Annotated in this window: 8 protein-coding genes; 6 read left to right on the forward strand and 2 right to left on the reverse strand. The window is 68.6% G+C overall.

What is annotated here, in order from left to right:
- The 6 genes from sigE to ACWDU1_RS27285 all read left to right on the forward strand — a co-directional run.
- Positions 1-594 (forward strand): RNA polymerase sigma factor SigE (gene sigE / locus ACWDU1_RS27260; protein ID WP_450002775.1); only part of this gene is annotated, 594 nt, incomplete at its 5' end.
- 110 nt (positions 595-704) lie between these two features.
- Positions 705-1,100, forward strand: a complete 396-nt coding sequence (locus ACWDU1_RS27265; RefSeq protein ID WP_450002776.1) for a hypothetical protein — start codon at positions 705-707, stop codon at positions 1,098-1,100.
- A 10-nt stretch (positions 1,101-1,110) separates the two neighbouring features.
- Positions 1,111-2,649: a trypsin-like peptidase domain-containing protein gene (locus tag ACWDU1_RS27270; RefSeq protein WP_450002777.1), complete on the forward strand. Its 1,539-nt coding sequence runs from the start codon at positions 1,111-1,113 to the stop codon at positions 2,647-2,649.
- Positions 2,650-2,682: 33 nt separating this feature from the next.
- Positions 2,683-3,099, forward strand: coding sequence for a Sec-independent protein translocase protein TatB (tatB, locus tag ACWDU1_RS27275; RefSeq protein ID WP_450002779.1), 417 nt, complete (start codon positions 2,683-2,685; stop codon positions 3,097-3,099).
- Positions 3,100-3,150: 51 nt separating this feature from the next.
- Positions 3,151-4,011 carry a hypothetical protein gene (locus ACWDU1_RS27280; RefSeq protein WP_450002781.1) on the forward strand — a complete coding sequence of 287 codons (861 nt, stop codon included), beginning with the start codon at positions 3,151-3,153 and terminating at the stop codon, positions 4,009-4,011.
- Positions 4,012-4,199: 188 nt separating this feature from the next.
- Positions 4,200-4,616, forward strand: a complete 417-nt coding sequence (locus ACWDU1_RS27285; protein ID WP_450002783.1) for a hypothetical protein — start codon at positions 4,200-4,202, stop codon at positions 4,614-4,616.
- Positions 4,617-4,647: 31 nt separating this feature from the next.
- Here ACWDU1_RS27285 and ACWDU1_RS27290 read toward each other — a convergent pair whose 3' ends face one another.
- On the reverse strand, positions 4,648-5,586 hold the full coding sequence (locus ACWDU1_RS27290; RefSeq protein ID WP_450002785.1) for a glucosyl-3-phosphoglycerate synthase: 939 nt from the start codon (positions 5,584-5,586) through the stop codon (positions 4,648-4,650).
- Positions 5,583-6,464, reverse strand: coding sequence for a dihydropteroate synthase (folP, locus tag ACWDU1_RS27295; protein WP_450002787.1), 882 nt, complete (start codon positions 6,462-6,464; stop codon positions 5,583-5,585). Before folP ends, ACWDU1_RS27290 begins: the two co-directional genes overlap by 4 nt.
- Between the last annotated feature and the right edge of the window lie 193 nt (positions 6,465-6,657).

Below are 6,657 nucleotides of genomic sequence, written 5' to 3' on the forward strand. Positions count from 1 at the left end.
CCCGAACTCGACGACCCCCTGACGGGCACCGCCGCCTTCGACGCGACCGGCGACCGCGCGGTCATGCCGACCTGGGAGGAACTGGTACGCGAACACGCCGATCGCGTGTACCGCCTCGCCTACCGCCTCTCCGGTGACGCGCAGGACGCCGAGGATCTGACCCAGGAGACCTTCATCCGGGTCTTCCGCTCACTGTCCAGCTATCAGCCCGGCACGTTCGAGGGCTGGCTGCACCGCATCACCACGAACCTCTTCCTGGACATGGTCCGCCGGCGCAGCCGGATCCGGATGGAGGCCCTACCCGACGACTACGACCGGGTCCCCGCCGACGGTCCCGGCCCCGAGCAGGTGTTCCACGACGCCAGGCTCGACCCCGACCTGCAGTCCGCCCTGGATTCGCTGGCTCCCGAATTCCGCGCCGCCGTCGTGCTCTGCGATATCGAGGGCCTGTCGTACGAGGAGATCGGCGCGACGCTCGGTGTCAAGCTGGGTACCGTTCGCAGCCGTATTCACCGTGGCCGGCAGGCACTGCGCGAGTATCTTGCGCATAATGGAGTGCAGGAGCGTTTCGCCGGCGAGGCCAGCCTCGTATAACTATGAGAGGCGAGCCTCGCATGATCACAAGGGCGAGCTTCGGGTGATCCGGCGACCATGACGCCGGATCCCGGCGGTCAGCGATGTCGGTTGGGAAGGATGGGCAGCGAATGAGTGACGACTTCAGATCCTTCGGTCGTCGTTCCCCGCAGTTCCACTCCACCGAGCATCTGGCGAGCGAGGCGGTCGCCGCCTATGTCGATGGCGAACTGCGGATGAATCCCTACCTGCGCGCGGCGCAGCATATTTCGATCTGCCCGGAATGCGCGGCCGAGGTGGAGGCCCAGCAGCAGGCGCGTATCGCCCTGCGCCGCGCCACCCAGGTCTCGATCCCCACCGGCCTGCACGACAGCCTGTCGCGAATTCCGCTCGCCGAACCACCGGGCGGGACGACCTCCCGCAATTCTCCCGGAAATACGCGTAACGAGGCAGTATTCGGGTCGTCGGGCCAGTCTTTCTCGTCGACCTTCGACAGCTTCCGGTGGTCGGTGTGGTGGCGCAAGTAGAGTTTGGCGCGTGAGTTCCGAATCGACGCACAATTCCCCGGCCGACAATCCTGATTCGACGGACGAAAACGGCACGGCGAACGGCAACGGCACGCTGCGCCCGCCCGATGCTCCGGTCCTGGCACCGCGCCCGGTCTATCGACCCCATGTGGACTCACATACCGCGCATGCCTTCCGCCGGCCGTCCGGCCAGTCGGGCTCGTTCTCATCCCGGGCCGCCCGGGCCGAGACCGATACACCGGTCGCGCCCAAGGGCCCGCCCGAGGCGGTCCTGGCCGAGGCGTTCGGCCGTCCGCCGGGTTCGAGCGAAGTACTCCAGCGCGACCCCGATGCCGTGACCGAGAGCCCTGTCGTGGCCGGCCCCGCCGACCCCTGGCGCGATCCGGACGCGCAGGCCCGCCTCGGTGCCCCGGCCCTGCACGCCCCCACCACTCAGGAACTTCCCCGCGCCGAGCGGCTCTCCGCCCGGCAGGTGCTCTTCGGTTCGCGGGTCGCGCCGCGGGCGCTGCTGGTTCTCGCGGCGATCGCGCTGGCGATCGGACTCGTCGGCGGGCTGGTCGGCCGGCTCACCGCCGAAACGGCCTCCACCCTGACCTCGCGCAAGGTGAGCCTGGAACAGACCGACAGCGACCAGCCGCACGGCCCGATCGCCCAGGTGGCCGACGCGGTCCTGCCCTCGGTGGTCTCGATCCGCACCACGGTCGGCGAGAACGGCGCCACCGGTTCCGGCGTGGTGATCGACGGTAACGGCTATATCGTCACCAACAACCATGTGATCTCGATGGCCGCGCAGGATCAGTCCGGTCGCGCCCGGATCCAGGTCACCTTCTCCGACGGCACGCGCACCCCGGCGAGCATCGTGGGCCGCGACCCCAAGAGCGATCTCGCCGTGCTCAAGGTGGATGTGAAAAATCTCACCGTCGCACAACTGGGCAAATCGGGCGATGTCCAAGTCGGGGACGCGGTGCTGGCCATCGGTTCGCCGCTCGGCCTCAGCAAAACCGTCACCTCCGGCATCGTCAGCGCCTTGCACCGGCCGGTCAAACTCGAGGGCGAGGGCAGCGATACCAAGGCCGTGATCGACGCCGTGCAGACCGACGCCTCGATCAACCCGGGTAACTCCGGCGGCGCGCTGGTGGACGCGGACGGTCGCGTGATCGGTATCAATACCGCGATCCGCAGTGAGAGCGGCGGTTCGGTCGGTCTCGGCTTCGCCATCCCGGTCGATCAGATGACCGAGGTGGCGCAGACCCTCATCCGGGACGGTTCGATCCACCATCCGGTGATCGGCGTGAGCGCGCGCCAGAAGACGGTCGCCAACGAGGTCATGAGCGGCGCCGAGGTGGCCGATGTGCAGCCGGGTAGCCCCGCCGCGGACGCCGGGATCGTGGAGGGCGATGTGATCGTCCGGGTCGGCGATCGTGAGGTGACCAACCCCGACGAACTCGTTGTCGCGGTGCAGATGAACGATATCGGCCAATCGGTGAACGTCCAGCTCATCCGTGAGGGACGGCAGGTGGATATTCCGGTCACCCTGGCGTCCGACTGATCCACCACGCGCGGCGCCGGGTAATCTGGTGAGGTGTTCAGCAGTATCGGGTGGGGCGAGATGCTCGTGCTACTCGTCGCCGCCCTCGTCATCCTCGGCCCGGAACGCCTACCCGGCGCCGCGCGGTGGACTGCGCGCAGTCTGCGGCAGGTTCGCGATTACGCCACCGGCGCGACATCGCAATTGCGATCCGAGCTCGGCCCCGAATTCGAAGATCTGCGTAAACCACTCGCCGATCTCCAGGAATTGCGCGGGATGTCACCGCGCTCGGTGGTGACCAAACATCTTCTGAACGGCGATGATTCCCTGTTCAAGGATCTCGACGGCGCATTGCCCGACAGCAAGAATGTCCTGGGCGCGCACAGCGGCATGCCAGATTACCCGCGATCTACGTCACATAAACCCTTGGAACACAATGAACGTCCGCCGATCGATACCGACGCCACCTGAGCGTCAACCAGGCTAGACGCAGTTCAGCGACCTCCTGTCTAGACTTCGCACATGTCGGCCGATGACGTGGCGCGGATATTCGCGATCGAAGACAAAGTCGAGCGACTCAAGGCCGCAACGGAGGGTGTCGCAGCGGCTCAGCAGACCATCAACGAGCTCACCCGGATTCGCCGTGCGGTGATCCGGGAATTGCACGCCGAGGGATGGACTTTCGCACGAATCGGTGCGGCCGCGGGACTTTCCCGCGCCCGCATCCATCAGGTGAGCACACAGGGGCCGGCGCCGGAGGGTTTGTTCTTCGGGCACGGACCGCTCACCCTGCTGGTCCCGGATACCCGCCCGGGCAGGCTGATCGGGGCACCCGATCCGGCGGCCGCGCCCCGGCTGGCCGAGCAGTTGAAAGAGCTGGGCTTCGGGGTGACCATCGAACCGTTCGCGCCGGGACGCCCCGTGGACCTGCTACGCGACGGGCTGATCGTGATCGGCGGGCCCGAACTCTCCCCCAGTCTGCGCCACCTCATCGCCGCCGACCCGCGGCTACGCCGGGCTGTCGCCCGGCCCGGCGACGGCCGCCGCGGTATCGAGGACCGCGCCGCCCGCCGGATATATCGCCCCGCCAGCCCGGAACCGCACGATATCGCCTATTTGGCACGGCTGCCGCGCCCGGACGGGCGCGGTTCCATTCTGGTGATCGACGGTCTGCACCCGCCCGGTTCGCTCGGCGCCGTGCGCCTGCTGGCCACCCGGCTCGCGACCCTGCACGAGCGCGCCGCCAACCGGCGTTTCTCGGTACTGGTCGGCGTCCGCTACGACCGCTCCACCGGCGAACCGGTGGACGCCGACCTGCTCACCCCGGTGTATGTGCACGAACCGGTGGATTCCCGGCCGCACGTCGTCCGGCAACGCCGCTGAATCCGGTGGGCCACCGGTAGCGGAAATGAATTCGCCGCGCCACTTCGTCGACACGTCCGGAAAACACCTATAGCGACTCCGAATATTTTCCGATCGCATTGCTACCCTGGCGAACGGTAGGCCGATGAGGCCGATATGCGGTGGCCTTCCGGAGATCGGCTCCGACAAGTCGATTCGTGGAGGCGCGGGTGGATGCGTGGATTATCGTCGCGGTCGTATTGGTCGCGGCCGGCCTGCTGGTTTCGCTTTTCGTGTGGTGGCGTAATCCGGGTTCCGGCAACAGTGAATACGTGACCGTCGCCGAATTACAGGCCCGGCTGGACCACGAACACGATGATTCCGGCGACCCTACCGACTCCGGCCCGGATCACCCCGCCGCCGCCTCCGATGCCGGAACCGCGCCCGCTGCCACCGACGACTCGGGTACCACCGATCGGGCCGAACCCGGCACCGTCGCCGCTGACGACGAAGCCGCGGGCAGTGGGCAGGAGCCCCGCCCCGAGCCGACGGAACCCGGGGACGCCGGCGACGAACCGGACGACGTGGATACCGCCGGGAAGGCGCCGAAACCTACCCCGGAGCCCGAACCCGGTCACGACCACTGACGCGAGCGCCCGTGGTCGTGACCGGAATCGTTCAGGCCGCCGCCACGTCCGGCCGGATGGTGTTCATCGGCGGCCGGTCCAGCAGATCCACCACCGTGCTGTGCGCGGTGAACTCGTCTCCTACCAGCGGGAACTGAGTGAGCGCCGCGCCCGAATCCGCGATACCGCAGCGGCCCAGCACCGTGCCCAGGATCTGCCGGCTCATCACGCCCAGATCGGCCAGCGGCCGGTTGCGGTGCGTCCGGACCCCCAGATTGACCTGGCCGATGGCACTCAGGCCGAGGCGGTCGTAGGTGTCGAGCAGTAATCCGATCTCCACCCCGTACCCCGGAGCGAACGGCACGGCGGTGAGGAGTTCGCGGGTGCCCGCGTACTCGCCACCCAGCGGCTGCAGCACCGGGGTCAGACCCGGACGCAGCGCGGCCAGCAGCGGGCGCGCCACCAGTTCGGTGACCCGGCCGCCGCCGTGCGCGTCCACGCCACCGCCGTGTAGTAGCGGCCGCCGGTAGTACGCCTTCACCAGATGCAGATCGGGCGTGGTGAGCAGCGGGCCCAGCAGCTTGGGTACGAACGCCGGATCCGGATCGATGAGATCGGAGTCGACGAAGGCCACCAGATCACCGCTGGTCACCGCGAGCGAGCGCCACAGCACCTCGCCCTTGCCCGGGACCGGCTCCAGTTCGGGTATGGCCTGTTCCCGGGTGACGACCTCGGCCCCGGCCGCGCGGGCACGTTCGGCGGTCGCATCGGTCGATCCGGAGTCCAGTACGACGAGTTCGTCCACCAGAGTGCCGAGCAGCGGCCGGATACTGGCCACCACCTCGGCGACGGTTCTCTCCTCGTTCAGTGCGGGCAGCACCACCGATACGGTGCGGCCGGCCTTGGCGGCGACCAGTTCGGCCACCGACCAGTCCGGGGCGTCCCAGGTGTGGGTGGACGCCCAGCCGGGCTCGTGGTGTGAGAGTTTCATACGAGACCTCGCAGAGTTCGTACTGGGGGCCGGACCCCCTGGATCGCGGCGATCATGTCGACAACACGCCGGGTCGCGGCGACCTCGTGCACACGGAAGACCCGGGCACCCGCCGCGGCCGACCACGCTGTTGCTGCCAATGTGCCCTCCAGCCGTTCGGAAAGTCCGGCACCTAATGTCTCTCCGATGAAATCCTTGTTGCTCAGCGCCATCAAGACCGGCCACCCGCTTTTTACAAGAACGTCCGCTGCCCGCAACAGTGCGAGCCCGTGATAGGTGTTTTTCCCGAAATCATGGGTCGGGTCGATGAGGATGGAATCCCCGGCCACACCCGCCGCCGCGGCCGCTTCGGCGGCGCCGACCACCGCTTCGGTGACCTCGGCCACCACATCGTCGTAGCGGACCCGATGCGGGCGGGTCCGCGGCACCGCGCCGCCGGTATGGCTGCAGACGATTCCGGTGCGCGTCTCCGCCGCCACCGCGACCAGCTCCGGATCGGCGCCCGCCCAGGTGTCGTTGATCAGGTCCGCGCCCTCGGCCACCGCCGCGCGCGCCACCTCCGACCGCCAGGTGTCCACACTGATCAACAGATCGGGGTACGCCTCCCGGATCGCGGCCACGAACGGCACCACCCGCCGCGTCTCCTCGGCCGCGTCCACCGATTCCCCCGGCCCGGCCTTCACCCCGCCGATATCGACCAGATCGGCGCCTTCGGCGACCGCCCGGTCCACCGCCGCCATGGCGGCCGTATCCCCGAAGGTGGCGCCGCGGTCGTAGAAGGAATCCGGCGTGCGATTCACGATCGCCATGACCAGGGCGCGATCGGTCGCTACCGCCCGGCCGCACAACGTCGGTGCCGGGCGGACGGGTTCGAACATGGGTCGAGCTTAGTAGCGCGGCGCGGCAGTTGGGGTCCAGGGTCGAGGTCAGCGGCTCGGGAGGAAGTCACAACGAGCCCGGGAACCGGGCCGGATACCGCACACCTGGCCCGGTGGGCGCCCCCTTCTCACTGACCGGGGCCGGGCGCCGGAGACCACACCGGACCGGGGTCCACCGCGGCGAAGGCGGCGG

Source organism: Nocardia sp. NPDC003345 (genome assembly GCF_053589395.1).

Bases quoted from the DNA above. Each gene is read 5' to 3' on its own strand.
- ACWDU1_RS27265 (WP_450002776.1), top strand. From the start codon at position 705: ATGAGTGACGACTTCAGATCCTTCGGTCGTCGTTCCCCGCAGTTCCAC.
- ACWDU1_RS27280 (WP_450002781.1), top strand. From the start codon at position 3,151: ATGTCGGCCGATGACGTGGCGCGGATATTCGCGATCGAAGACAAAGTC.
- ACWDU1_RS27290 (WP_450002785.1), bottom strand. From the start codon at position 5,586: ATGAAACTCTCACACCACGAGCCCGGCTGGGCGTCCACCCACACCTGG.
- folP (WP_450002787.1), bottom strand. From the start codon at position 6,464: ATGTTCGAACCCGTCCGCCCGGCACCGACGTTGTGCGGCCGGGCGGTA.